General features: G+C 61.0%; 24 protein-coding genes and 2 tRNA genes. 12 read left to right on the forward strand and 14 right to left on the reverse strand.

Annotation, left to right across the window (positions count from 1 at the left end; translation table 11 throughout):
• Window positions 1-69: 69 nt before the first annotated feature.
• Together argS and AC1DVW_RS17295 are read right to left on the reverse strand one after the other, a co-directional pair.
• Window positions 70-1,827 (reverse strand): arginine--tRNA ligase, encoded by a 1,758-nt coding sequence (argS, locus tag AC1DVW_RS17290; RefSeq protein WP_477247577.1) that lies wholly within the window; start codon window positions 1,825-1,827, stop codon window positions 70-72.
• 73 nt (window positions 1,828-1,900) lie between these two features.
• Complete coding sequence (locus AC1DVW_RS17295; RefSeq protein WP_477324578.1) at window positions 1,901-3,115, reverse strand: deoxyguanosinetriphosphate triphosphohydrolase; 1,215 nt, start codon at window positions 3,113-3,115, stop codon at window positions 1,901-1,903.
• 76 nt (window positions 3,116-3,191) lie between these two features.
• Between AC1DVW_RS17295 and erpA the strand changes: the two genes are divergently transcribed.
• The 4 genes from erpA to AC1DVW_RS17315 are packed head-to-tail and all read left to right on the forward strand — an operon-like array spanning window position 3,192 to window position 5,123.
• Window positions 3,192-3,539: an iron-sulfur cluster insertion protein ErpA gene (gene erpA, locus AC1DVW_RS17300; protein ID WP_477324580.1), complete on the forward strand. Its 348-nt coding sequence runs from the start codon at window positions 3,192-3,194 to the stop codon at window positions 3,537-3,539.
• A 2-nt stretch (window positions 3,540-3,541) separates the two neighbouring features.
• Entirely contained in the window at window positions 3,542-3,934 is a 393-nt protein-coding gene (locus AC1DVW_RS17305; RefSeq protein ID WP_477324582.1) for a VOC family protein, read from the forward strand.
• Window positions 3,935-3,941: 7 nt separating this feature from the next.
• Window positions 3,942-4,736, forward strand: a complete 795-nt coding sequence (gene xth, locus AC1DVW_RS17310) for an exodeoxyribonuclease III (RefSeq protein WP_477324584.1) — start codon at window positions 3,942-3,944, stop codon at window positions 4,734-4,736.
• Between the two features lie 60 nt (window positions 4,737-4,796).
• Window positions 4,797-5,123 (forward strand): hypothetical protein, encoded by a 327-nt coding sequence (locus AC1DVW_RS17315; RefSeq protein ID WP_477324586.1) that lies wholly within the window; start codon window positions 4,797-4,799, stop codon window positions 5,121-5,123.
• Window positions 5,124-5,332: 209 nt separating this feature from the next.
• Here AC1DVW_RS17315 and AC1DVW_RS17320 read toward each other — a convergent pair whose 3' ends face one another.
• The 9 genes from AC1DVW_RS17320 to AC1DVW_RS17360 all read right to left on the reverse strand — a co-directional run bounded on the left by AC1DVW_RS17320 (window position 5,333) and on the right by AC1DVW_RS17360 (window position 17,961).
• Complete coding sequence (locus AC1DVW_RS17320) at window positions 5,333-6,157, reverse strand: tetratricopeptide repeat protein (protein WP_477324588.1); 825 nt, start codon at window positions 6,155-6,157, stop codon at window positions 5,333-5,335.
• Complete coding sequence (ilvD, locus tag AC1DVW_RS17325) at window positions 6,144-7,868, reverse strand: dihydroxy-acid dehydratase (RefSeq protein WP_477324590.1); 1,725 nt, start codon at window positions 7,866-7,868, stop codon at window positions 6,144-6,146. Before ilvD ends, AC1DVW_RS17320 begins: the two co-directional genes overlap by 14 nt.
• 290 nt (window positions 7,869-8,158) lie before the next feature.
• Window positions 8,159-9,400 (reverse strand): outer membrane protein transport protein, encoded by a 1,242-nt coding sequence (locus AC1DVW_RS17330; protein ID WP_477324592.1) that lies wholly within the window; start codon window positions 9,398-9,400, stop codon window positions 8,159-8,161.
• Between the two features lie 381 nt (window positions 9,401-9,781).
• Window positions 9,782-10,927 carry an OmpP1/FadL family transporter gene (locus AC1DVW_RS17335; RefSeq protein ID WP_477324594.1) on the reverse strand — a complete coding sequence of 382 codons (1,146 nt, stop codon included), beginning with the start codon at window positions 10,925-10,927 and terminating at the stop codon, window positions 9,782-9,784.
• A gap of 360 nt (window positions 10,928-11,287) precedes the next feature.
• Window positions 11,288-14,071: a valine--tRNA ligase gene (locus AC1DVW_RS17340; RefSeq protein ID WP_477324596.1), complete on the reverse strand. Its 2,784-nt coding sequence runs from the start codon at window positions 14,069-14,071 to the stop codon at window positions 11,288-11,290.
• Window positions 14,072-14,334: 263 nt separating this feature from the next.
• Window positions 14,335-15,330: a PopZ family protein gene (locus tag AC1DVW_RS17345; protein WP_477324598.1), complete on the reverse strand. Its 996-nt coding sequence runs from the start codon at window positions 15,328-15,330 to the stop codon at window positions 14,335-14,337.
• Between the two features lie 211 nt (window positions 15,331-15,541).
• Window positions 15,542-16,930, reverse strand: a complete 1,389-nt coding sequence (locus AC1DVW_RS17350) for a TolC family outer membrane protein (RefSeq protein ID WP_477324600.1) — start codon at window positions 16,928-16,930, stop codon at window positions 15,542-15,544.
• A 190-nt stretch (window positions 16,931-17,120) separates the two neighbouring features.
• On the reverse strand, window positions 17,121-17,795 hold the full coding sequence (locus AC1DVW_RS17355; protein ID WP_477324602.1) for a protein-L-isoaspartate O-methyltransferase family protein: 675 nt from the start codon (window positions 17,793-17,795) through the stop codon (window positions 17,121-17,123).
• A 92-nt stretch (window positions 17,796-17,887) separates the two neighbouring features.
• Window positions 17,888-17,961, reverse strand: a tRNA-Cys gene (locus AC1DVW_RS17360).
• A 205-nt stretch (window positions 17,962-18,166) separates the two neighbouring features.
• Here AC1DVW_RS17360 and AC1DVW_RS17365 point away from each other — a divergent pair.
• Window positions 18,167-18,373, forward strand: a complete 207-nt coding sequence (locus AC1DVW_RS17365; RefSeq protein ID WP_477269978.1) for a hypothetical protein — start codon at window positions 18,167-18,169, stop codon at window positions 18,371-18,373.
• A gap of 4 nt (window positions 18,374-18,377) precedes the next feature.
• Here AC1DVW_RS17365 and AC1DVW_RS17370 read toward each other — a convergent pair whose 3' ends face one another.
• Window positions 18,378-18,638: a hypothetical protein gene (locus AC1DVW_RS17370; protein ID WP_477324604.1), complete on the reverse strand. Its 261-nt coding sequence runs from the start codon at window positions 18,636-18,638 to the stop codon at window positions 18,378-18,380.
• A gap of 220 nt (window positions 18,639-18,858) precedes the next feature.
• Here AC1DVW_RS17370 and AC1DVW_RS17375 point away from each other — a divergent pair.
• The 6 genes from AC1DVW_RS17375 to AC1DVW_RS17400 all read left to right on the forward strand — a co-directional run bounded on the left by AC1DVW_RS17375 (window position 18,859) and on the right by AC1DVW_RS17400 (window position 21,904).
• Window positions 18,859-18,933, forward strand: a tRNA-Asn gene (locus AC1DVW_RS17375).
• Between the two features lie 144 nt (window positions 18,934-19,077).
• Window positions 19,078-19,842 (forward strand): hypothetical protein, encoded by a 765-nt coding sequence (locus AC1DVW_RS17380; RefSeq protein ID WP_477324606.1) that lies wholly within the window; start codon window positions 19,078-19,080, stop codon window positions 19,840-19,842.
• A gap of 73 nt (window positions 19,843-19,915) precedes the next feature.
• Window positions 19,916-20,134, forward strand: coding sequence for a hypothetical protein (locus tag AC1DVW_RS17385; RefSeq protein ID WP_477324608.1), 219 nt, complete (start codon window positions 19,916-19,918; stop codon window positions 20,132-20,134).
• Between the two features lie 286 nt (window positions 20,135-20,420).
• Window positions 20,421-20,663, forward strand: coding sequence for a hypothetical protein (locus tag AC1DVW_RS17390; RefSeq protein WP_477324610.1), 243 nt, complete (start codon window positions 20,421-20,423; stop codon window positions 20,661-20,663).
• Between the two features lie 115 nt (window positions 20,664-20,778).
• Complete coding sequence (locus tag AC1DVW_RS17395; RefSeq protein ID WP_477324612.1) at window positions 20,779-21,528, forward strand: DUF2971 domain-containing protein; 750 nt, start codon at window positions 20,779-20,781, stop codon at window positions 21,526-21,528.
• Window positions 21,518-21,904 (forward strand): hypothetical protein, encoded by a 387-nt coding sequence (locus AC1DVW_RS17400; RefSeq protein WP_477324614.1) that lies wholly within the window; start codon window positions 21,518-21,520, stop codon window positions 21,902-21,904. The genes AC1DVW_RS17395 and AC1DVW_RS17400 overlap by 11 nt, the downstream gene beginning before the upstream one ends.
• Window positions 21,905-22,158: 254 nt before the next feature.
• Here AC1DVW_RS17400 and AC1DVW_RS17405 read toward each other — a convergent pair whose 3' ends face one another.
• Together AC1DVW_RS17405 and AC1DVW_RS17410 are read right to left on the reverse strand one after the other, a co-directional pair.
• On the reverse strand, window positions 22,159-22,983 hold the full coding sequence (locus tag AC1DVW_RS17405) for a plasmid partitioning protein RepB C-terminal domain-containing protein (protein ID WP_477324616.1): 825 nt from the start codon (window positions 22,981-22,983) through the stop codon (window positions 22,159-22,161).
• Window positions 22,980-24,533, reverse strand: a complete 1,554-nt coding sequence (locus AC1DVW_RS17410; RefSeq protein WP_477324618.1) for a recombinase family protein — start codon at window positions 24,531-24,533, stop codon at window positions 22,980-22,982. Before AC1DVW_RS17410 ends, AC1DVW_RS17405 begins: the two co-directional genes overlap by 4 nt.
• A 266-nt stretch (window positions 24,534-24,799) precedes the next feature.
• Here AC1DVW_RS17410 and AC1DVW_RS17415 point away from each other — a divergent pair, with 266 nt between their 5' ends.
• Window positions 24,800-25,117, forward strand: a complete 318-nt coding sequence (locus AC1DVW_RS17415; RefSeq protein ID WP_477324620.1) for a YMGG-like glycine zipper-containing protein — start codon at window positions 24,800-24,802, stop codon at window positions 25,115-25,117.
• The last annotated feature ends 389 nt before the right edge of the window (window positions 25,118-25,506 follow it).

Raw genomic sequence — 25,506 nt, forward strand, 5'->3', positions numbered from 1 at the left:
TGGACGTCGCGTAGGGTTGGCCCTTACCAGCGCAATGTGGGCAAAAGGTGACAGGTTATTTAGTCAAACCTAACGCATTTCGGTGGGCGCATCAGCTCCGATCAACGTCAGGCCGGACGTCAAGACGTCCGAAACAGCCTGCACCAGCCCTAGTCTGGCATGCGTCAATTGTCGGTCGTTAACCTTAACAAAACGTAAGTCGGGGTTATCAGTGCCCCGGTTCCAGTGTCCGTGGAAGCTGGAAGCAAGATCGTAGAGGTAGAATGCCAGCCGATGTGGCTCCAGCGCAAGGGCCGCCGATTCAACCAGCCGCGGATATTCCGCCAGCTTCCGGATCAGCCCGATCTCGCCCTCATCGGTCAAAGCCGCCACCCCGGCCGCAAGCCTGTTGCGGTCGAAATTGGCCTCGCCCAGCTGCTCGCTCGCCTGCCGGAACACCGAGTGGCAGCGCGCCGACGCGTACTGCACGTAGAACACCGGATTGTCCTTCGACTGCTCGGTCACCTTGGCGAAGTCGAAATCGAGCGGAGCGTCGCTCTTGCGGTAGAGCATCATGAAGCGGATCGGATCGCGGCCGACCTCCTCCACCACTTCGCGCAGCGTCACGAATTCGCCAGACCGCTTCGACATGCGCACCGGCTCGCCATCACGAAAAAGCTTGACCAGATTGCACAGCAGGACGGTGAGCTTGACCTCGTCGCCGGCAACCGCGCGCGCCAACGCTTCCAGCCGCTTGACGTAGCCGCCATGATCAGCACCGAGCACATAGATCAGATCGACGAAGCCGCGATCGACCTTGTCCTTGAGGTAGGCGACGTCGGCGGCGAAGTAAGTGAAGGTGCCGTCCGACTTGACCAGCGCCCGGTCCATGTCGTCGCCAACCGCGGTCGAACGGAACAGCGTCTGCTCACGATCTTCCCAGTCTTCCGGCTTCTCGCCCTTGGGCGGCGGCAGCTTGCCCTTGTAGATATGGCCTTTCAGCGTCAGATCGTTGATCGCCGAGCGGATCTTCTTGGCATTGTCGGCATGCAGCGTGCGTTCCGAGAAGAACACGTCGTGATGCACGTTGAGCAGCGCCAGATCCGCACGGATCATCACCATCATCGCGTCTATGGTCCGGTCCTTGACGATGGCCAGCGCCTCGTCATCTGGCATCTGCAGCAGCTTGCGGCCGAACTCCTTGACCAGCGCCTGGCCGACCGGGACCAGATAGTCGCCCGGATAAAGCCCGGCCGGTATCTCGCCGATGTCCTCGCCCAGAGCCTCGCGATACCGCAGCAAGGCCGAACGCCCGAGCACATCGATCTGCGAGCCGGCATCGTTGATGACATATTCCTTGGTCACGTCGTAGCCGGCGAAGGCCATCAGGTTGGCGAGCGCATCACCGACCACGGCACCCCGGCAATGACCGACATGCATCGGGCCGGTCGGGTTGGCCGAGACATATTCGACATTGGCCTTCCTGCCGCCGCCGACCGTCGAGCGGCCGTAGTTGCGGCCCTCGCCGAGCAGCGCGGTCAGATGCGCCTGCCAGAACCCGTCCTTGAGCCTGAGATTGACGAAACCCGGACCGGCCACGTCCACGGCGGCGACATCGGCATCGGTGCGCAGCGCCTGCGCCAGCTTTTCGGCCAGCGCGCGCGGATTCTGCCCGGTCGGCTTGGCCAGCACCATCGCCGCATTGGTCGCCAGATCGCCATGGCTGGCGTCGCGCGGCGGCTCTACGGCGATGCGCGACAGATCGGGCGAAACGCCATCACTGTCTTTCAAATCAAGCGCTTCGACGGCTTTTATGATTCGCGCGTTGAAATCGGCGAAGATGTTCATGTCTGACTCTGGGGTCTGGCTCTGGCGGCTTTTAAGGGAATCCGGCTCGTTGGCCGGCAAAATCGAGCCCGCCCTAGCTCAAATCGGGCGTGTGGTCAAACAAACGCCTATGCTCCTTGAGTGCGTAGGTGTCGGTCATGCCGGCGAGGAAATCGGCAACGCTGCGCGCCTTGATGCGGTCTTCGGCCCGGTCGAGCCCCTCCCGCCAGCCATCGGGCATGGCGCGCGGATCGGCGAAATAGGCATCGAACAGGTCGCGGACGATCTGCTCGGCGTCGGTGCGCACCCGCATGACCTCGCTGTGCCGGTAGAGATGCTTGTAGAGAAAGGCTTTCAATTCCTTCTCGGCGGCCGCCATCTCCGTGGAAAAAGTCACCAGCGTCTCGCCAGCCGCCCGTACCGCATCGGCGCTTTCCGGCTTGATACGCACCAAATTGGCGGTGGTGGAGATAATGACGTCTTCGACCATCAGGGTGATCTGCCGGCGCAGCAGTTCGTGACCGGTGCGCACGGCATCGAGCGCCGGATAGCGAGCGCGCACGCCTGCGAGGATCGACCCCGGCAGCGACACCTTTTCCAGCATCTCAAGCGTCAGGAAGCCGGAGCGCAGGCCATCGTCGATGTCATGCGTGTTGTAGGCGATATCGTCGGCAATCGCCGCGCACTGCGCCTCGATGCCGGCGAAACGGTAGAGTTCGAGGTCATGCAGCTCGGAATAGTCGCGGATCGCCTGCGGCACCGGGCCTTTCAGGCCCTTGCCGCTGGCGTCGGTCAGCGGTCCGTTGTGCTTGACCAGCCCTTCCAGCGTCTCCCAGGTCAGGTTAAGTCCGTCGAACTCCGCGTAGCGGCGTTCCAGCCGCGTCACCACGCGTAGCGACTGCGCGTTGTGATCAAAACCGCCCCACGCCGCCATCTTCTCGTTCAGCGCCTCCTCGCCGGTATGGCCGAAGGGCGTGTGGCCGAAATCGTGCACCAAAGCGACCGCCTCGGCCAGATCCTCGTCGCCGCGCAGCGCCCGCGCAAGAGCACGCGCAATCTGCGCCACCTCGATCGAATGCGTCAGCCGGGTACGATAATGGTCGCCCTCATGCGCGACGAACACTTGCGTCTTGTGCTTCAGCCGGCGGAATGCCGTCGAATGGATGATGCGGTCGCGATCGCGCTGGAACGGCGTACGGGTCGGGCTCTCCATCTCGTCGAACAGCCGTCCGCGCGAGAGCGCCGGATCGCTGGCATAGGCCGCGCGCGGCCGATAGCCGAATCCGATGTCGCCAAGCTCATTTGTCATGGCCGATGCCGCCGCAGTTGACTTGCCCCTTCCCGCTTCATACCTATCATGAGAAACCGAAAGCAAGGTGACGCCCATGGGCGCTGATGCCAAGACTGCCATGAAAGTCGATATGACCGAAGCTGCCGCCCGGCGGATCGCGAAAATCGTTTCGGGGCAAGCCGGCAAGACGGCTCTGCGCGTCTCGGTCGAAGGCGGCGGCTGTTCGGGCTTTTCCTACAAGTTCGACCTGGTCGACACGCGCAACGACGACGACGTCGCCATCGAGAAGGATGGCGCCACCGTGCTGATCGATGATCTCTCCCTGGTCTATATGGGCGGCTCGGTGATCGATTTCGTCGACGATCTGATGGGCCAGTCGTTCCAGATCAGGAACCCGAATGCGGTCGCCTCCTGCGGCTGCGGCACCAGCTTCTCCGTATAGCCATGCCTGCCATCGGCGCGGTCCGTCAGGTCGCGCTCTCGGCCGGGCGCGATCTTGATGTCACGCTGGCGTTCTGGCGTGACGTGCTCGGCCTGGGCGTTCACGCCCGCTACGATCCGCCGGGCATCGCCTTCATCATGGCCGGCGACGTGCGTCTGTTCTTCACCGACGGTGTGCCGGCCGGCACCGTCTATCTCGACATACAAGGCCTCAAAACCTTCCACGCCGCGGCGAAAGCCGACGGTGTTCCCTTCACCGCGCCGCCAACGCTGGTGCACAACGATACCGAAGGCCAGTTCGGTCCAGCGGGGGAAAGCGAATGGATGGCCTTCCTAAAGGACCCGGCAGGCAATACGGTCGGCCTCGTCGAACGTCTCGCGCCGGAAGATCATTGAGGCCGTCATGAAAATCGTCACCTGGAACATCAACGGCGTGCGCGCCCGCATCGGCAACCTCACCCATTGGCTGAGCGAAAGCGCCCCTGACATCGTCTGCCTGCAGGAGATCAAGACGGTCGACGAGCAGTTCCCGCGCGCCGAGATCGAGGCGCTAGGTTACAACGTCGAAACCCATGGCCAGAAGGGCTTCAATGGCGTCGCCATCCTGTCGAAATTACGCTTCGACGAGGTCAACAGAGGCCTGCCGGGCGACGACACCGACGAGCAGGCGCGTTTCATCGAGGGCGTGTTCTCGACAGACAAGGGTGCATTGCGTGTCGTCTCGCTCTATCTGCCCAACGGCAACCCGATCGATGACGAGAAGAAGTTTCCCTACAAACTGTCGTGGATGGCGCGGCTCGAGCGCTGGGCCGAGCAACGGCTCTTGCTGGAAGAGGCGCTGGTGCTGGCCGGCGACTACAATGTCATCCCCGAGCCGATCGACGCAAAATTCCCGGAGAACTGGCTGGGCGATGCGCTCTTCCAGCCGCAGACGCGGCAAGCGTTTCGCCGGCTGAAGAATCTCGGCTTCACCGAAGCGGTGCGCTCCGTCACCGAAGCCGCCGGTGTCTATACTTTCTGGGACTATCAGGCCGGCGCCTGGCAGAAGGACAACGGCATCCGCATCGATCATCTGCTTTTGTCGCCGGAAGCCGCCAACCGCTTTTCCTCGGCCTCGATCGAAAAGCATGTGCGCGCCTGGGAAAAACCCTCCGACCACGTGCCGGTGGCGATAGACCTGGCGCTGCTGCCGGCTTGATCGACCCGGCGCCTGAATCCTGATATCGCCACAAATCGCGCGTTTAATCGCGCGATTATCATGGCGGCCGGGGTTCCCATGACCATTCGATTTGCTTTCTGCCCGATAGGCTGCGCGCTGGCGATGGCTGCCGCGACGCCGGCTTTTGCCGCGCAGGAATGCCTTGCCAACGGGAAATCGTTTCAGCTCGGCCAGGTCGCCTGCCTGACGATCGCCGGTCAGAGTCACCTCGCCCGCTGCGACATGGTGCTCAACAACACATCATGGACAAAGATCCAGGATGGTTGTCCCGAAAACACCCTGGCGCCACACCTGCAAAGCACGCCGATCTCGACGCCGGCGCCAACCCTGCCCTTGGCCGAACCAAGTGAGCCGACCGCGAACTGATTGATTGAGCGCTGATCTCCCCCCTTGTGGGGGAGATGTCCGGCAGGACAGAGGGGGCGTGAAGGATCGCTACCTTTGGTCCAAGCTGCGGAGCGCCGAGACTTTTACGCCAGCAGCAATGTGCAATCGACTGACAGGCCCGGAGGGACAGCGCCCCCCTCTGCCCTGCCGGGCATCTCCCCCACGAGGGGGGAGATCGGCAGTTCGGCCTACTGGTCGCCGCCGCCCTTGGTGAGGATGTCGTCGGCCAGCGAAATCGCGGTGCGGCGGTCGGCTTCGCCGGCAGCGGCAAACGCCTCTTCCTGCATGCCACGGATCCATGGCTGATCGGCCGGTGAGGCGCGTTCGAGCGCCGCGGTCATCATCGCAAGGCCGCGAACGATCTTGCCGCTCTGGAACAGCAGGTTGCCGAGCGTCGCCTGCGCGCCGGCATGGCCCTTTTCGGCGGCGAGCTGGAACCAGCGTCCGGCCTGCTTGACGCTGGCCTTGACGCCGCCCTCGCCCTTCAGGAACATCTGGCCCATTTCGAACTGGGCATTCGGATTGCGGTAGTTGGCGGCGGCGCGCATGTAATATTCCTGCGCCGCGACCTCGTTTTCCTCGACCGGGCTGCCGGGAATGCCCGTCCTCAGATAGTCGCCCAGCGCCACCAGCGCGTCGGAAACATAGCTTTCCTCCGGCGAGCCGGGTTCGACATCCTGGTCGACGATTTCGGAGAAGAACTTGAAGGCCTCATAATCGTCGCGCGCCACGCCGTCGCCCTCGGCATACATGCGCGCGAGCTTCCAGGTGGCGCCGATCTGGCCGTTCTCGGCGGCGTATTTGTAGGCTTCGGCCGCCTGTTCCTTGTGGCCGCTCTTGTAGGCGGAGAAGCCGAACTGGAACACCGCCCAGGGGCTGGACTGCGGCTTCACGCCGGTCTTGTCGTCGAACACCTTGTCGTCGAAGGCCATGGCCTGGCCCAGGGCGCCCAAGGTCGCAACCGCGACCAGTGCCGAAAAGACAGACGACCTCAACACCTCAGATATCCGCATAACAATGTGTTTCTTTCGCACCACCCGGATGGGTGACCGCGCCATCGCGGGCAGGCCCTACCGTCTGTGCATATTTCCATATCGCGCCCGACTGATAGTCTGTCGTGCGCGCCTTCCATTCCTTCGCCCTCGCCGCCAGTTCGGTGTCGGACAGCGCCACCTCGATCGTGCCGTTCACCGCATCGATCGAGATCACGTCGCCGTCCTTCAGCAGCCCGATCGGGCCGCCAACAGCTGCCTCCGGCCCGACATGGCCGATGCAGAAACCGCGCGTCGCACCGGAAAAGCGACCGTCGGTGATGAGGGCCACCTTGCCGCCCATGCCCTGGCCGTAGAGAGCCGCCGTCGTCGACAGCATTTCCCGCATGCCCGGGCCGCCACGCGGACCTTCGTAGCGGATGACGAGAACCTCGCCTTCCCTGTAGTTGCGGTGCGTAACCGCTTCAAAACATTCCTCTTCCGAATCGAAACAGCGCGCCGGGCCTGAGAATTTCAGCTCCGACATGCCGGCGACCTTCACGATCGCGCCTTCGGGGGCAAGGTTTCCCTTCAAGCCCACAACACCGCCGGTTTGGGTGATTGGTCGGTTGGCGGGACGGACCACATCCTGATGCTCATTCCAGGCAACGTGTTCCATATTTTCGGCCAAAGTGCGGCCGGTCACCGTCAGGCAATCGCCATGAAGATAGCCGTGGTCGAGCAAGGTTTTCATCAACAGCGGAATGCCGCCGGCCTCGAACATGTCCTTGGCGACATATTTGCCGCCCGGCTTGAGATCGGCGATGTAGGGCGTCTTCTCGAAAATCGCCGCGACGTCGAAGAGGTCGAACTTTATCCCCGCCTCATGCGCGATGGCCGGCAGATGCAGCGCCGCGTTGGTCGAGCCGCCGGTCGCCGAAACCACGGTCGCGGCATTCTCCAGCGCCTTCAGCGTGACGATGTCGCGCGGCCGGATGTTCTTGGCGATCAATTCCATGATTTTTTCGCCCGAGGCGAAATTGAAACGGTCGCGCATCTCGTAAGGCGCCGGCGCGCCGCAGGAATAGGGCAGCGCCAAGCCGATCGCCTCGGCGACGGTGGCCATGGTGTTGGCGGTGAACTGGGCGCCGCAGGAGCCGGCCGACGGACAGGCGACCTGTTCGATCTCGAGCAGTTCAGCGTCGCTGATCGTGCCGACTGAATGCTGGCCGACCGCCTCGAACACGTCCTGCACGGTGATCTGCCGGCCGCGATAGCTGCCGGGCAGGATCGAACCGCCATAGATGAAGATCGACGGCACGTTGAGCCGCACCATGGCCATCATCATGCCGGGCAGCGACTTGTCGCAGCCGGCGAGGCCGACCAGCGCATCGTAGCAATGGCCGCGCATGGTGAGCTCGACGGAATCGGCGATGACATCGCGCGACACCAGCGACGACTTCATGCCCTGATGGCCCATGGCGATGCCGTCGGTGACGGTGATGGTACAGAATTCGCGCGGCGTGCCGTTGGCGGCGGCCACGCCCTTCTTGACCACCTGCGCCTGGCGCATCAGCGAAATGTTGCAAGGTGCTGCTTCGTTCCAGCAGCTGGCGACGCCAACCAAAGGCTGCGCGATCTCTGCCGCCGACAGCCCCATCGCATAGAGATAGGAACGGTGCGGCGCACGCGCCGGACCAACGGTCACATGGCGGCTAGGCAGCTTGGCCTTGGAGATGACTCTGGCGTCCATACTCTTCCTTGCCGCGGGCGGTGCGGCCTGTCCCATCGCCGAGCCTTCTGGCGCGTGTCCCGAGACAAATTCGAGGTGCGCCGGGTTTATGGCGGGAAATAGGCAATTCCCCAGAGTCACTTTGCGGCGCGAGGGTTGTCCAGAAACTGTTGCCAAAACGTCACAATCGCGAGGGGCCAAGGTTGTGCCGCGGATTTGCAGCGCAGGCGCGCCGGGGCTTGGCACGACGCTGCCTCTGCAAACGAAGAAGGCCGGGCAATACCCGACCTTTTACTATAATTTTCAGAGACTTAGAACTTGATCTTGACGCCGCCTGAAATGGCCGTCACCAGATCGTTGCCGAAGTCGTAGCTGACGTCGGTGCCGGCCACATAGCCGTTCTCATCGGTCAACGTGCCCGAATGGCCGCTGGTCAGGACGCCGATCGCGCCGGCCAGGCGAATTTCCACATTCGGGGTCGGCGTGTAGGCAACGCCGCCACCCAGCGTCCAGGTATCGCTCTGCGAACCATAGCCGTGCGAGGTACCGCGATCCCAGGAAATCTGGGCAGCACCACTCCACTGGTCGTTGAACTTGTGGCCAATGCCGGTGGTGACCGTCCAACCATCACGATACATCAAGTCGAGCGAAGTCGCCCTGACCGGAGTGCCGGAAAGCAGCCCGGGCGAAACTGACGTACACTGGGCAAGACCTTTGGACGCCTCAGTGCAGATCGGAATACTCTGCAAAATGCTCCAGTTCACCCATTTTATCGAGCCGAAAGCAAGCCAATCGGGCGCAATACCCGACTGCAGCTTCAATTCGACGGAATCGGGCATTGAGGCGGCGCCGTAGACTGGAATGCTACCCATACCAATACTTGACAGGTCGAGGCTGCCCGAAATGTTGTCGAGCTTGACTTGCGAATTGTAAACAAGGCTTGCTCGCAAGGCGATCTCGGGAATTTCGTACGCGAGTCCGGCACGCCAGCCCCAGCCATTGCCATTCAGATCGACACGGCCGATCGCGGTTCCAAAGAGTGGATCCACATAGCTTTCCTTGAAGCCATAGACTTCCTGGTAGAATACGCCGCCAATAAAACGAACCTGCCCCTTGCCCGCATCCATCTTGTAGGAGCAGGTCGCCGCGTAGTTGTTGCTCTTGATGTCTGTTTCGATATTGGAAAATGAGCCGTTCCAAATACCAGGCGCGGTGTGCGCACCCCAGGGCTGCGAATAGTCGACCATGCAGTCGACGCCCGGAACGACCTGCGCCTTGAAACCGATGCGCGGCACCCAGTAGCTCTCGCTGTCGTGGGCCGTGCTCATACCCGTCAGAGTTCCGCTGGGGTCTACCGCGTTCTTGAGTTTGCGCTGCGGCATCACATAGGTCGCCTCGGCGTCCGTGGCGAACGGAGCCGGATCGAACAGCAGGTCGATGTCGTAGCCGCCCCGCTCGATGCCGCCAGCGTGCGCCGCGTTCATCGCTGTTCCTATCAAAGCCAACGAAAAGCACGCCGGCCCCAGCAGTGCCTTCAGTCGCAAATTGCGCATGGATTCTTTCCCCCGAAATACCAATGCACCAAGCTAGAACCAATTCGACGAAATGGCGCAACAACGAATTTGCGGGGGCGTACATGTACACGTTGGCCGTGCATTTTCGACAGAAGTGCTGGCGACGCCCTCGCGCCAAAAAACGCCCGCCTGAGTGCAATCGAACGGCAAAAAAATCAGCAAAAACTGCCTGAAAGGGCCCAAAATGATGCTTTTGCAAGACAATCGGCGTCACTGTCACATTACGGCAACAACGGGGCAAAAACTTCCGTTTACGTCAAGATCAACGGAGTGGGTGCCGCCACCCTGAAGGCAACTGGAAACGCCAGACAAGAAAAAGGCCGGGCAATGCCCGGCCTTTTGTTCAGCTTGTGGAAGAGCTTACCACTTGATGGCATAACCAAGGTTGAGCGCAACAGCGTAGCCAGCCTTGACCGCCTGGTTGCCGGATTTACCCGGAACCTCTGCGTATTGAGTCTCGGTTGCCGAGGTCAGATAGCTGAAGCCGAGGCCGCCACGAAGCTCACCGCCGAAGTTGTCCTTGACGGAGGCGCCAATACCGAGCGTGTAGGTGTCGCTCGACAAATCCCAGCCCGTCCCCACGCCTTGATCCCAGGTCAGGCTCACAAGCCCGGAAACCCGGTCGTTGAACTTATGGCCAACGCCGCCGGTCACAGTCCAGCCGTCCTTCCAGTTGTAGATGTCCTGGCTACCTATCGGAGTATTTGTGGTTACCAGAAGCTGCTTCTGCACGCTCCAGTCCATCCATTTGACCGAGCCGAACGCCAACCAGCCCGGCGCTATGCCCGACTGAAGCTTGAACTCGACGCTTTGCGGCAAATTGCCGGTTCCGACGGCCGGCAGCGCGATAGGAGGTCCAACCTGTGCCAAGATCGCAGCCGGCACCGTCAGCGTGCCGGTCGCACCATATGAGGTGCCGGAACGGTACATCAACTGGGCGCGGAACGCGATGTCGGGAATCGTATAGGCCGCACCAACACGATAGCCAAACTCCTGCCCCTCCAACTGCAAATGAGCAAGACCAACCGGCGTGAAATTGACGCGGGTGTAGTCAAAATCCTCCATGAAACCGCCACCGAGCAGCCAGATGCTTCCGGGGCCGGCATTGAATTTGACCGCGCAGGTAAGCGCTTTCTCGTTGGTCGTGAAATCTTCTGACAGCTTTCCGCTTACTTTCGGAAAGTCGTACGTCGCCGACCCACCATTGTTGTCAACCATAGTCCCGGCGCAGCGGAAATTGTCGGTCAGGTTGAACTTTATTGCAGCCGACGGAATAACGTAGTCGTCGGTGTACTCGGTTCCGACGAGGGCCGGATTCGGGTTCTTGGTGAATTCCCGGTGCGGCGAGACGTAGGTTACACCCGCCCGCATATTGAAGTTGCCGTCTTCAAAAATGATGTCGGTGTCGGCACTGCCGCGCGAGAAGCCGCCAGCATGCGCCGTCCCGATCAAAGCCAGCGAAAAGCACCCCGCCCCGAGCAGCGCTTTCAGTCGCGAATTGTTCATGATTGTCCTCCCCGAATTCACGTGGATCAAGCTAGAACCAATTCGGGTTAATGGCGCAACAACGAATTCAAAAGGCGTACACGTACAGTTGATCCGAACGCATTTTCGATAAAGTGTCGTCGCTCGCCACAAGGCCGAAAGACCCGCTTTTGGGCACAAATTGACCGACAAAATCAGCGGAACTTACCCAAAACGGCCCAAAAACACGGCGTTTTGCGGGTATTGAGCCCCATTGTTACATTATGGCAACAATGGGGCTCAAACTTTCCGTTTACGTCAACATTTACGCGACGGAATGCCTGTTTTTGCAGCAAAAGGACTGTTCCGAAGCGGCGCGCAAGACACGCGAATCTTGACCGCTCAACCGGCCTCACGCACCCGGGTCAGCGCCACCGAAAGCTTCTCCTGAGCGTCGCTGTATTCGGCGAGTTTCTCACGCTCGGCGTCCACGATCTCGGCCGGCGCGCTGGCGACGAACTTCTCGTTGGACAGCTTCTTGTGCAGGCGTGCGATTTCCTCGGTCACCTTCGCCAGTTCCTTCTGCAGCCGCGCTGCCTCGGCAGTGACGTCGATCAGACTGCCGAGCGGCAGGCAAATGGTCGCCTCGTTGAGCACGATCTGGGCGGAGCCCTTGGGCGCCGCGTCGACCAGCGAAATGTCGCCGACCCGCGCCAGCCGCTTGATCGCCGATGCCTGGCGTTCGAGCCGCTCGTGCGTCACCTTGTTGGCGCCGATCACCATCAGCGGCGCGATCGCCGCTGGCGGCACATTCATTTCCGAGCGCACCGAGCGGATGCCGGTGACGAGGTCGACCAACCAGTTGATGTCGGCGGCCGCTTCCGCATCCTCGAAATCAGGCGATGGCCACCTGGCGTGGCACAGCAGCGACGGGCGCTCCTTGCCCTCGCCGGCGGTCTGCGCCCAAAGTTCCTCGGTCATGAACGGCATCATCGGATGCAAGAGCTTGTAGATCTCGTCGAGCACGAAGGCGACGCAGGCCCGGCTCTCGGCCTTGGCGGCCTCGTCCGTGCCCATGAACACCGGCTTCAACAGTTCCAGGTACCAGTCGCAAAACAGGTTCCAGACGAAGCGGTAGGCAGCACCCGCCGCCTCGTTGAAACGGTATGAGGTGATGCCGTCGGTTATTTCCCGCGCGGCCCGTGTCAGCTCGGTCAGGATCCAGCGGTTGACCGCCAGCTTGGCGTCGTTCAGCCAGAAGTCGTCGTTGCGCGAGACTTCGTTCATCTCGGCAAAGCGCGTCGCGTTCCACAGCTTGGTGCCAAAGTTGCGATAGCCGGCGATGCGCGCCGGATCGAGCTTCACGTCACGCCCTTGCGCCGCCATAACCGTCAGCGTGAAGCGCAACGCGTCGGCACCGTATTCGTCGATGAGGTCGAGTGGATCGATGACGTTGCCTTTCGACTTCGACATCTTCTGCCCGTTCTTGTCGCGCACCAGCGCATGGACATAGACGGTGTGGAACGGCTCCTCATCCATGAAATGCAGGCCCATCATCATCATGCGGGCGACCCAGAAGAAGATGATGTCGAAGCCAGTCACCAGCACGTCGGTCTGGTAATAGGTCTTCAGCTCCGGCGTCTGGTCGGGCCAGCCCAGCGTGGAGAACGGCCACAGCGCCGAAGAAAACCAGGTGTCGAGCACGTCCTCATCGCGGGTCAGGATCTCGCCCGGCTTGAAATTCTCAAGCTTGTCCTCGACCCAGGCTTTCCACGGCCCTTCCAGGGCCAGATAGTATTCGACCGCGGCGCCCAGCGCCTCTTCCTCGGTCTTCTCGACAAAGACGCGCCCGTCGGGGCCGTACCAGGCCGGGATCTGGTGACCCCACCACAGCTGGCGCGAGATGCACCAGGGCTGGATGTTCTCCATCCAGTCGAAATAGGTCTTTTCCCAATTCTTCGGCACGAAGTTGGTACGCCCCTCGCGCACCGAGGCGATCGCCGGCTTGGCCAGTTCCGCCGCGTTGGCATACCATTGCTCGGTCAGGAACGGCTCGATCGGCACGCCGCCACGATCGCCGTGCGGCACAGCATGGCGATGCGGCTCGACCTTTTCCAGGAAGCCGCCGGCTTCCATCAGCTCGATGACCTTCTTGCGCGCGACGAAACGGTCGAGCCCGTTGAGCTCGTCCCAGATCGCCTGGCGCTCCGGCGTCACCTCGAGGCCGGCGAGAAAATCTTCATTGTCCCTGAGCGTCACCGCCGCTTCGATGGTCAGAATGTTGATCGCCGGCAGCTTGTGGCGCTTGCCGACCTCGAAGTCGTTGAAGTCGTGCGCCGGCGTGATCTTGACCGCACCCGAGCCTTTTTCCGGATCGGAATACTCATCCGCCACCACTGGGATCTTGCGGCCAACGATCGGCAGCACAATGTTCTTGCCGACCAGACGCCGGAAGCGCTCGTCATCCGGGTGCACGGCGACTGCCGTATCGCCCAGCATCGTCTCGGGCCGCGTCGTCGCCACGGTGATGAACGTCTTCGGGTTTTCCGGGTCGAAGACCTCGCCCTCGATCGGATAGCGGAAGTGCCAGAGATTGCCGTTGACCTCCTGCTGCTCGACCTCGAGATCGGAGATCGCCGTCAGCAGCTTCGGGTCCCAGTTCACAAGGCGCTTGTCCTTGTAGATCAGCCCTTCCTTGTAGAGCGTCACGAACACTTCGAGCACCGCCTTGGACAGGCCCTCGTCCATGGTGAAACGTTCGCGCGACCAGTCGGCCGAGGCGCCGAGCCGCTTCAGCTGGTTGAAGATGGCGCCGCCGGATTCGGCCTTCCACTCCCACACCTTGTCGATGAACTCTTCGCGCGTCAGATCGCGGCGATGGATCTGCTTTTCCATCAACTGGCGTTCGACCACCATCTGTGTGGCGATGCCGGCATGGTCCATGCCGGGCTGCCACAGCACGTTCTTGCCGCGCATGCGCTCGAAGCGCACCAATATGTCTTGCAGAGTGTTGTTGAGCGCGTGCCCCATATGCAGCGACCCGGTGACGTTCGGCGGCGGGATGACGATGGTGAAGGCTTCAGCCCCCTCCTCGGCGCCGGCACCGGCACGAAACGCGTCGGCTTCTTCCCAGATTTTGGCGATCTTGGGCTCGACGGTTTTGGCGTCGTAGGTTTTTTCGAGCATGGGAAATGGTCCGCACTGTCGGGAGTTTGTTGGGTTCGGTGTAAATCGGAAGGTTTTGGCCAAGTCAACCGCAAGGGCCGTCCTGGTTCATCACAGGCAAATAGGCGCGGTCCTGGTCATTTCAACGGAAGGCCGTGTCCACACTCGGCGCAAAACTTCGCCCTCGGCGTCCGGCGCCTGCCTTGAAGCCAGCACAAGCTGCCCGCCCGACAAACGAAAAACGCCGCCCTAGGGCGGCGTTTCATCCGTGACCGGCGTGCGTGTTACTGCACGCCGCGCGCCACGCGCTCGATTTCTTCGCGCACCAGCCGCTCGACCAGCGTCGGCAGATTGTTGTCCAGCCAATCCTGCAGCATCGGCCTCAGCATCTCTTCGGCCATCTCGTCGAAGGTTTTCTTGCTGCGGCTGGCAAACGCATCGGAAAGCTCGCCAAAGGCCGCGGCAACCTGCCGGCCAGCGCGCTCCGAAAGGATTGCCGCACGGGCGGAAGGTGCGTCGCCGCCGGCCTGGCGCGCCAACTCGCCGCGCGCAAGCGTCGGCTCGCTGCGCGACTGCGTCGGCTCGCTGCGCGACTGCGTCGGTTCGCTGCGCGAATGCGTCGGCTCGCTGCGCGAAGGCGTTGGCTCGCTGTGCGAAGATGTAGGCTCGAAAGCGGGCTCATCTACCAGGTCTTCCGCAAAAAACTCGACCTCCGGCTCGGCATCGGGCATCTGCCGCGTCTCGACCTTGTCCGGCCCGGCCACCACTGCAGTTCTTTGCTCGCCCACGGCGGCGATCTCGCGCCGCCAGTCGGTGACGATGCTGTCGCTCGTCTCCGCAACCCTTGCTGTCACGCGCGCCTCTGCGCCTGCTGCCGGGGCGGACTCGGCGGCGATCCTGGCGCTCACCTCGGCCAGGGTCGTGGGGGCAACGGTCGCTGCAGCGGGAGTGTTGGGTACCGGCGTCACCGGCGGCTTCACCGGGGCAAGGTCGAAGCGCACCGGTGTTTCCATGCGCGCGATCACCGGCTCGCCCAGTTGCGCCTGCACCTCCGCCAGCGTAACCGGCTTCCTGGTGCCGGTTTCGGCATGCAGCTCGCTGCGGAATGTATCCACATCCGATGCCGGCCCGACCGGCGGCGCCGGCTCGAGATCCTGGCGCAATTCCTCTGCTTCACCCGGCTGCTTGCGGCCGCTGTCGCTGTCTTCGATGATCCGCCTGATGGAAGCCAGTATCTCTTCCATGGAAGGTTCGCGCTGTGCGCTGCTTGCCGTCGCCATCGTCACATCCGCCGCCCTTGTGACTCGTTGCAGATTTCCTGTCCGGCAAAGCCGGGCACGAATCATGGTGACAGCGTAACCGACAGAGCGTCATCCGAGAATCCCCAATCTGGGGAGATGTTGGATTTCAACAGATTAGAGCGCCGGCGTCTTCACGACGCGCAGCGCTCTAACACTTTGAATCCGAGGCGGGATTTGAACAGGCTTGGAGTCAGCGACCGTCCGGCGTGCGCAGGCCGGTCCACTTGTCCTTGACCGCCTTGTAGTGCTCTTCAGGCTTGTATTTCGTCACCTGCAAAGCGAGACGATCGATTGACAGACGACCCATGGCCGAAAGGATGGCATAGCTCGCCACCACCACATCGCGCTCGGACGTTGCAAGGTTGATCTTGGCGCTGATGACGTCGTTCTGGGCGTTCAACACGTCGAGCGTGGTGCGCTGGCCGACATTGCGCTCTTCGATGACGCCGTTCAAAGCCAGCTGCGCGGCGGCGATGACCTGCCGGTTGGCCGCGACGCTCTCTTGCGCGGCGGTGTATTGCGTCCATGCCGAGGTCACTGCCTGACGCACCTGGTCGCGGCTGACATCGACTTCGATCCGGGCCTGGCCAAGCGATTCCTTCGACTGGCGAACCAAGGCCTCGGTGCGGCCACCCGAATAGATCGGTATGGTCAGCGTCGCCCCGATGCTTGCCGAATTGGTCGTGCCATCCGACGTGCTCAGGGCGCCGGGAACGGTATTGCGATAAGCGCTGGAAACGCCGGCATTGGCGGAAAGCTGCGGCAGCAGGGCGCCCTCCTGCGACTTCACCGAAAACGCCGCCGCGTCGACCAGATGCTGGGTGGAGAGGATGGCCGGATGCTCGGCCGCCGCGATCGAGATCGCCGCATCGAGGCTCCGCGGCAAAAGCTTCGCCAGTGGTGAAGCGCCCTTCAGCTTGCCCGGCTCGTCGCCAACGATCTGGTGGTAGGTCGCCGCACTGGCCAGCGCCTGGGCACGGGCCGCGCTCAGCTGCGCCACCGCGGCCGAACGCGAGGCGTCAGCCTGGGCGACGTCAGTGCGCGTGCCTTCGCCGACTTCGAAGCGCGAGCGCGCCGCGCGCGCCTGCTCGGTCAGGAACTGCAGGTTCTGTTCGGTCAGCACAGCCACCTGCCGGTCGCGAATCACATCCATGTAGGCGCTTGCCGCGTTGAACAGGATGTTCTCTTCAGTGTTGCGCAGGCTCTCGACTGAGGCGCTGACCCGTGCTTCGGCGGCGGCGACGTTGTTCCTGGTCTGAAATCCGTCGAACAGCGTCTGATTGATCTGGACGCCAAAATTGCCGGTGGTCAAACGCGCGCTTGAGTTCGTGCCGTTGAGGTGGCTGCTCGAGTAGTCGATTGACGCAGACCCGTTGATGGTCGGGCGCCAGCCCGACTTGGCGATGGCCACGCCTTCGTCGGTGACACGCACGCCAGCGCGGGCGGAGTTCAGCTGCGAATTGTACTGGTAGGCCTTTGAAAGCGCGCCGGTGATGGTTTCCGCGGAAGCAGCCAACGGCGAAAGCACGGTCGCGGAAAGGAGAAAGGCGGTAAAAAGGCTCTTTCGAAAGGACGGCACGTTATTTCCCTCATTCGTTTTGCATGGGAACTGCGCCACACCAGCCTCTCATACGATCAGCCGGCGCCGCGCATTTATCATCTATCGTTCCCCCGCCGATAGCCCCCCGGAATGCCCGGTGATGCAAATCAGCAACGATGGTTCAAATGCAAGCGAACATGACAGCGCTTTTGCTGCAAGGCAAAATCACTCAGAATTCGAACGCGCGAACACGTTCAAATCCAGGTAGTGGCTTAATTGCCGCATTAAATGCGCGTCTTCCGGTTACAACCCCCCCATTTTTGAAAAACAGCCGGGCCACGCCCGCATTGCCCTGCCCCTCTACGGCGACCAGACGGCCACCTTCGGCGAGTTGGTCAAGCAGCGCCGCCGGCACGTCCTCGACGCTGCCGCCAATGAGAATCACATTGTACGGCGCCTTGGCGGCATAACCTTGCGGCAGCGGCCCGGTGACCACGGTTGCGTTGTCGCAGCCCTGCGCCGAAAGCGTCGCTCCGGCGGCTTCCGCCAGCGCCGGGTCGCTCTCCAGCCCGACCACGGACCTTGCCAGCCGCGACAGCAGAGCGGTGGAATAACCGGTGCCGCAGCCGACATCGAGCGCCGAATCGCTGGCGTCGATTTCGGCCAACTGCAGCAGCTTGGCAAGCGGCGAAGCCTCCATCAGGTAGCGCGCACCGCCACCATCGGCGCCGTCGGATATGCGGATGTCTTCGTCGATATAGGCGAGATCGCGTTGGCCGGCGCCGACAAAGGCCTCGCGCGGCACCGAAAGCATGGCGTCCAGCAGCGGCGCGTTGGTCACATCGGTGGTGCGCACCTGGCCGTCGACCATCTTCACCCGGCGTTCGGAGAAATCAGCGCTCATGTCCCAACCAATCCGCTTGCCGCGCCAAGACCGCGGTTCATTTCGACCGGAACTTCAAGCTCCCGGCGCTGACGCGCGGGAGCTCGGGCATTTGGAGGCCTCGCCCGGAATCGAACCGGGGTGCAAGGATTTGCAGTCCTCTGCGTAACCACTCCGCCACGAGGCCTCGTTGCTCCCGGCGTTCCACCCGGTTCCAATAGGTTGCGGCGAAAATGCCGTCAAGCGGCCACGGCGCATTCCGTGTCTCGAATTGTCACCGCGCCGGCCGCGACCGCCACTTTAGGCAATTGTTAAACATGCAAGGCATGGTCTGCGGTTGCTGAGAAACTCGAAACCGCAATCTTGCGTTAGGTAAACAGGAGGGAGCCGCCATGCGTCGGGCCGTGGCAGACCGGGAAACGACCGCATCGCGCAGATTGGCGCTGCTGCGATGCGAGGAGCTTGCGCGTCACGCCATCGACCGCCTCAGCATCGAAGGCGCGAGCCGCCTTTCGCCGCACGATCGCGCGCGCCTGGCTTCAGTCGCGGCTGTTCTCAAGGAAATCTGCGAGGGCCTGGAAAAGCGCTCGGGCCACTAAACTCTCAGTTCGGCCGCCGCCGCCGCTCCCACCATACGACGAACCGGCGCCGCTGGCGGCGCACCAGGGCGAACTCGTAGGAAAGCACCAGCAGGCCGAGCGGGATCATCCAGAAGCCCAGGATCGGCAGGAAGCCGAGAATGCCGAAGAAGACCAGCACGACGCCGATCGCGATTCGGAGGCCACGCGAACGCGGCATGGTGAACTCACGGCCGAACACCGTGATTTTCCGCGGCGGTGCCTGGTTGTCGCCTGCTGCAGTCATGTCGAAAGTTGATCCGTTTCCCAAGGAATAAAAGTCATCTGCGGGTAAGGCTGCAATCGCCTTTTCGGTTCCGTGCCCCTGCCAAGACGGCTAATATGAGGGCAGCAGTCGACGATTGCGAGAAACCGCCGGGCGAAAAAGCCGCGAAAAAATGCGAAATGCTGCTTTGCAAAGCCGAAAAGGGCAGCTATAGGCTGCGCCACTCACATGAGAGCTCTGTTCCCCGGTAGCTCAGTGGTAGAGCAACCGGCTGTTAACCGGTTGGTCGCTGGTTCGAATCCGGCCCGGGGAGCCAAATCTTTTCAAGCGCTTAGCTGATAAATTCGTTTCTTTAGGTTTTGTGCAACAGAGCCTCTGGGCTACGTCCGGGGCTACATCTGGGGACGCCAGCCTTTTGCTAAGCAATTTCCTTGATGGATACGATTCTTTGGCCCGGCGAGTGCGCGACGCCGAATATCGCTTTGCCGCGACTCGCATTAGCCAACTGATTACGTTTATAGACGACGACTTCGCGGCCAGTAAGCACGTCAGATGGCTTGAGGGGCGAATGCCATGGTCCAGTGTGGAGGGCACAATCCTTATTCCAGGCCCGCGGAACGCAATCGGTGCTGGGGTTATCAAGGAGCCTGGATCTCGTGAAAAGCGGCTAGGTTATTACCTTGGGTTGTTCCGTCGCTTGGGAGATCAAACCATCGATCTTGAGGCGTTTGCGGGAGAATACTTCCCAGATACGAATTCTCGATATCAAAAGGAGTGGGAAGATCTGCGTTCCCAGCAATTTGACCCATTTGAGGACGAGTTTCGCCGGTACATAGAAAGACGTTACGACGATCTACCGGACGATGCTGAAACTGAAAATGAGCCGCCTTCGGTTCGAATCCCGGCGTCAGACCGTGTGGTTCTACTAGATCACAACTCCCCGACCTACCAGGAGGCGGACCAAGCGCTGGCTGACCTCGAAGAGGCCGTACGTGGATCGAATCAAGTCGAACCAGTAGCAAAGGAACGTGTCGAAAGAGAAATAGGCGCGCTTCGCACCCTTTTGTCAGCCAAGACAATCCGCGAGCGACCTGTCGCCGCGCTCGTGGTCGGGATAACGTTTGTGACGACAGTTTTTGCCGAGACCGCACTTGGGCAGATAGCGACGCATGCAATTACTAAGCTCGTTGAGCTGCTACCATTTCTAAGCGGTCTGCTGGGTTAGCCGCCACCGTGAGCAAGCCGGCGTTCACTTGCGATGGATCCGTTTCCGTCGGAACTCTACAAGGATCTAATCTATGACCGACGAAATGCGGGAAAACCACATCGCCTGGATGAGAAAAGAGCTGGGAAGCGTGACGAGATCGATCGAGCAGCTTGAGAGCGGACGGGGTCGGTATTACTCCATGCGCGATGGCAAAATTGACAGCGACTTGACGGCCAACCTTCTGTCAGACCACAAGCGTACGAAGGCGGAACTCGAAGGCCTTCTTAAGGAATACGACGGAGCCGCTTAAGGGGCAAAAAGCCCGCGACCTCTCGGCAGCGGGCCAAAGATGCAAAGTTGCAGCTTTCGATTGAAACTATTCATGCTGCTCGAAAAGGATGGTGTTTACAATGGAGCACCGGCGGCAGCCGTTGCAGAAATAATCGAACGTGAATTGGCGTCCTGGCGAAACATGGCCAAGCTTGGGCGATGGATCGTGACGCGATTGCGAGCGAGCGCCTGAGACGCCGACATCAATAACAGGGCAAGATTTCATCCCCCCGAGAAGACGGCGCCGCCGGAGTGAGGTTGAGGAAATGACGGAAGATTTCGAGCAGCGCGTCATGGATGAAGCCAAAGAAGTCGGCCGGGGTGGCCTACCTCCCGATGAAGCACAACAAACAGAAGCGGCGCTGAAGGTTTTGAGGTTGGCGAGGGAACTGACGGGCGCCTTGCAAGCCGCAAGAGAATTAGGCCTTCCTATGGTCATTCAGGTTGATGACATTCCTATGGGCAAACGCCTGCTTACACAGGTATTGGCCAGGATGCTGATCGAGTGAGAAAGCCGGTCGCCCGCCTGGTCGAGCGCTTTGCCGCCCATTCGCTGAAATCGTCAAGCACGCCCTTGCGGGGGCAAAGCTTTGCAGAGTTCCTCAAAGAGGGGGACGCTCGATTATGATGCAAAAGGAATATCGCGCCCGATGGGTGACTGCAGGCTATGATCGGCATATGGGCAGCGCAGAAGTGGTGACGCCGCCTAGCCCAGATCTTCTCCGCGCCTACTATCTGACGTCGTCCGAATTTGCGATCAGCAATATCGCACTGGGGCGGCTGAAGGTTTCGAGGTTTTCGGACCTCAATGACCCTTTCGAACTTCTAGCCCTTAGAAATAGCGACCCCCAGGTGCGTAGCTTCACCCGGTCACTGCGGGAGCAGTACGATCAATCGACCGGGCTGCTCTGCTTCAGCAAGAATTGGATTTCGCCGACGCTATGGAGCCACTACGCAGCGAAGCACCGCGGCGTTTGTCTCGGGTTCAATGTCGATCGGAACACGTTGCTTAACGTTGATTATGCCGACGAGCGAGTCCTCGAGTCTCGTCCCGGTGCATCTGGACCGCCTTCAGCGTCGGAGGATCTTCTCAAGAAATTGTCGCAGACAAAGTTTCGGCACTGGGAATATGAGCAGGAAACCCGAATGTTGATTCCCCTCAACACTGTCGTGAGAGAGGGTGGTCTTTTCTTCAAGGATTTCGGCCCGGATCTTTCCCTGGCAGAGGTGATTTTGGGGCCTCTCTGTGAACTCCCGCTCTCCGGCATTCGAGCGATGGTCTCGACGGTTCGACCTGGCGTGGTTGTCTTCAGATCCCGATTGGCATGGAACAGCTTCTCGGTCGTCCCAATGGAGAGCTCCGTTGACTGGTGACAAGCAACAAACCCCAGAGACTGATAAGCAATTCGATCTGCGAGTCCGTGCCGCTGAGCGCGCCCACGACGCGAGGCGTGCGATGATTGCAAATACCAGCTCCCAGGTACTGTCGTTTTCGAACGGCGCAATGCGAGCGCCTGCGCTCGTAGCTGCAGGCGGCGTGGCGGCTGCTCTGGGTTTCTATAGCGCAAACTATGCGCGATTGGCGGCGCATCCGGAGGCGTTGATTGCCTTCAACACCGTGCTTTATTGGCTGTTCGCGAGCCTCCTCTTGACCGTGGTTGCACCAGGTTTGGCTTACTTCGGTCAGATTTGCTTTTCGGAATCGTATGCTGCGGAGGAATATGGGGTGGGAGCAGCCATTTGTACGTGACACACCGAAGTCGATCCGCTGGCCCGGCTGGGATCGATGTTCCGGTGGGCAGGTATCATCGTCGTAACTGCATCTATCGTGTGCCTCGTAATTGGCGGCGTCACATTTCTGTCCTTGGTTAGGTGACCTTCGTTCCGCTGTACATCGCCGCCATCACCGCTGCGATGCTCGCCAGCCCGGTCTGGCGCTACAGGCAGCGCGACATGGTGGGATAGCGCCGCCCCTCGACTTCCTGCTGTTCAACGCGCCGTCACTTATTTGAGGAAAGGCACCGACAAATTGTGAAACTCTTCAAAATGGCCAGGAAAATTGCGCGCCAGATATCGCACCACCTTGGAATTATCCATTAGCCGGTCAAAATAGCGGCTGGCCGCGACCAGCGCCAGGCTCGCGGGCCCACGTCGTTCGACCGCGCTTAGAAATGCCAGGCTAAGCTTGGCTAACTCTGGCTCCATCTCCATTAGCTGGTCTTCGGAAAGACCGGCGATTTGCTTTCGCGGATCGATATCCTTGACTAGTAGCGGCCGTGGCGTGAGAGCGACGAGCATCTTCACGTAGTTGAACCTGACCCGCTCCATGGCAACCATCAGCCGCGCAATCTCAATTTGCCTGGCCGGAACGACCAGCCGCAGCAAAGCGAAAAGCTTCGCGGGCCCAGTGCAGTCCTGCAGCAGATCGAGAACTTCCGGGCAAACCTCGCCGGCGGGAAGCAAGGGGGCGCTCACGACAGAGGCGGGTTGAGGTAAGTCCCGTGCGGGCGGCGGGCCTTGGATTCTCTTTGCTAATGCATTTGGCATCGTCGCAAGGCCTTCGGATGCCAGCAGCATGCGGAACTGCCTGTCGCCTGTCATCAGGCGAACCGCCACGGCGATATTGTCCAGGCTCTGTTCCAGTTCTTGAGATTCTTCAATGAAGGCACGCTTGCGTCTGCACTCCGCGTCATAGGTTTTGAGGAGCCGGGGGCCGAACCGACGCATCGTTGGCCCTTGCTGGTTAGGCGCAAAACGCCCAGCATTTCTGCGTTCGCTGTGCAGGAGAGCCTCATAAGCGGCTTCACGGCTCAGGCGCTTTACATTCATATTGCGCCCTCGACGGATACCCGCTCGGCCAAGGCAATAAGCGGCTCGAACGTGGGAAACAGATATGAATCCAGACGCGCTCCGTTGTTGGCTAGCAGTTCCCGTTTGGCTGCGAACTCACGCGCGGGGGCAATCAGGTAGTCCCGAACGGTGAGGTCGCCGGGATTCATCCTGATCAGGACAAAAATGTCCGGCAGCAGCTGAAGATCAGCCTTCGAAAACCAGCGCGGATAGCCGAGGCCGGAAACCCTGCAGCGTCCCACTGCGATCGCCACAGTGAACTCACGGTTAATCCGCACGAGGTCCGTCTCGGTGTCATGGATCGCAAGCGCGCCGTGCTTTTCAACCGCGGCCAGGAGATCCTCGATCGCCTCCTGCCTCATCGTTTCCAGGCGCCGGTTCACATGGATGAAGCGGCAACTCTTGGGTGGCTGGTATCCGATCAGTTCATAGGCTTTGACGATGCTTCCGAAACGCGAGTGGTAGCGTGTGGACGGAGGGCAGTCGGGTGCGGCGTCCACAATAGAGGCGGACAAGGCGCCGCGACGGGCCAGGAGCGCCTTGAGGGCCGCCAACATCTCGTCGTTTGTCATGTGGCGATAGATAGTTTTGAGGATACCCTGCGCTCGGTTAAACAGCTTGCGGTCCACGATCGGCTCCAAGACGTTTTCCGCCCGCACCCACTGTTCCGGGGGATTGCTGACATGATTGCCTTTGAGCCTGGTCGAGCTCTTGTTCCAAACGCTGTTGCCGACGTAATTTTCGTTGGTCAGCACCGAGTGCATCGACTCCCGGGTCCATGGACGCCTACGGTCGGTCAGCACGCCGCGCTTGTTTAGCAGTCTTGCGATCTGAAGCTCTGTCTTCCGTGTTTTGACAAAGTGCTCGAAAATCCATCTCACGGTCGCGATCTCGTCCGGCGGCCCGGGGACCAGAACTATTCGGTCCGTCTGCAGGCTCTTGTATTCGTGGGACGAAAGAATGCCTTTTGGACGCCCCTGTCGGTCGACAAGCAAGCGTCGCAGGCCAAGCCCGGCCTTTCCGCCCTGGCGAAACCCCATACGGATCAGCCTTACCTGGCCTATGAACACTTTCTGCGACAGCATGCGGCTATGCTCGGCCGCCATGCTGCGCTTGATGGCCTTGAGCACATCGGATCCGATACTGCCGTCGTTTGCGAACTGCTCGGCGCAAAATTCGATCCGGACGCCGGCCATCTGGCACCGGTACTCGTAGGCGGCGCTCTCATCGATATTCTGGAACCGTCCCCAGCGGCTGACATCGTAAACCACGACCGTCTCGAAATCGGCTCTCCCGCTCTCGACATCGGCTAGCAACTGCTGAAGGCCGGGGCGGCCCCCGAGGTTGAGACCACTGCGCCCGGCGTCCTCGTAAGTGGCGACAATCTCGTAGCCCATGATCTCCGTATAGTCGCGTATGGCGTCCTTCTGGTTGTCGATCGAGTAGGTCTGGTGGTCCGTCGACATGCGCAGATATTGCGCTGCGCGAAGCCTGGGCGGAACGGGGTGGGCTGCTGGGGCTTTGGCCATGGGACCTCGCGTTGTCAGAGGGTGACAATTTGCGGAGCGGCGACCTGCAATCTGATTAGCAATAGCTGGACAGTTTATGTCGAATGGTAGCGCTTGCTGACCTCTTTGAGCTGCGAACAGCTCCACTTCCTTCTGAAGTCTGGCCTCAAGGGTCGAGAAACCATGTCTCATTTCGTGAGCGGCCGCGCCGCCGTTTGGCCGCAATGAGACAGCAACAGGCAACCATTCGCCTCAAACCGCGTTTGGGGCCTCAAAGGAGTTCCAAGATGATCATCAAGAAGGCCATTGCCGCCATTCTCATGACTGCCGCGCTGGCAGGTTGCGCGACCCAGACCGAACAGCAGCAGAGGGCGACCACCGGTGCGCTCATCGGCGGCGGTGTCGGAGCCCTTGCCGGTCAGGCACTAGGCGGCAACACGGAAAGCACTGTGGTCGGTGCCGCCGGCGGCGCGTTGCTCGGTGCCGTCATCGGCCAGTCGACCACGCCGCAGCGGCGTGGCGAGCAGCTTTGCCGCTACCAGGACCGCTACGGCCGCATCTACACCGCGCCCTGTGACGATCGCTACTATAACGGCGATTATTGATGTGCGACCGCCCCTCTTCCCTTTTTGGAAGAAGGGCGTTCGGCGCTCAGGCCTTGGCCTCATTCCACCAGGGACAACCGGCTACGAGATCCGCTTCGGGGTCGAAAGCTTGCCGGTGGCGCGATATGGTCGGCATGGCCGCCTTCGCTCCTGAATGGCCGTGCTGGGCGCCTATCTGCTGTTGAGCTAGCGCCCCTTCACCTTCGGCGTGATCTCCTCGATCTGCGCCTTGACCCCGTCCTGAAATCATGGCCCGTTCAAGCGCCTCTGCCTGCGCCTTGTCCTTCGTGGTCAGCAACCTGCGCCAATGCGGTTTCTCGAAAACGCTTACGATGTAGGTTGTGGCAGGCTCGTGCTCCACCTTTTGCTGCTTCCATCGTTCGTACTGA

Source organism: Mesorhizobium sp. P3_B5, assembly GCF_056402815.1.